The 397-nt window shown below is 63.0% G+C and carries 2 pseudogenes; both read left to right on the top strand.

Features of this window, described 5'->3' with window-relative positions:
• Window positions 1–116, top strand: a pseudogene (locus EN850_RS37615) (TetR family transcriptional regulator); the annotation flags it as partial.
• A 50-nt stretch (window positions 117–166) separates the two neighbouring features.
• Window positions 167–397 (top strand): annotated as a pseudogene (locus tag EN850_RS33970) (polyamine ABC transporter substrate-binding protein); the annotation flags it as partial.

The following is a 397-nucleotide window of genomic DNA, read 5'->3' as shown; positions in this document are numbered from 1 at the left end:
TGCTCGAGGGCCTGTGGCTGCGGCTGATGATGGGAACGGAGGACACCACCCGCGAGACCGCGCTGCAGGCGGCCAACGCGTTTTTGGCCGCCGCCTTTCCCAAGCACTACGGTTAGCAAACAGCCGGCCAGCAAGACCGGCATGAACCAAAGAGGATGGGACGAGCATGAAGGAACTCAGCCGACGCCTGACACTGACATTGGCGCTCGCCGGCGCGCTTGCAGCTTCGGCGGCGGCGTTTGCCGTTGCCGCCGACAAGGACCTTATCGTGTTCGACTGGTCCGGCTATGAGGATCCGAGCTTCAGCGGCAAGTGTGCCGAGAAGAACGGTGACTCGTCGACCTTCGCCTTCTTCGTCGACGAGGACGAGGCGTTCGAAATAGCCGGACGTGGCCAA

Source organism: Mesorhizobium sp. M8A.F.Ca.ET.207.01.1.1, from assembly GCF_004794715.1.
GTDB lineage: Bacteria > Pseudomonadota > Alphaproteobacteria > Rhizobiales > Rhizobiaceae > Mesorhizobium.
Note: the sequence above shows the minus strand (reverse complement) of the source record. Positions and strands in the feature narration are given on the sequence as shown.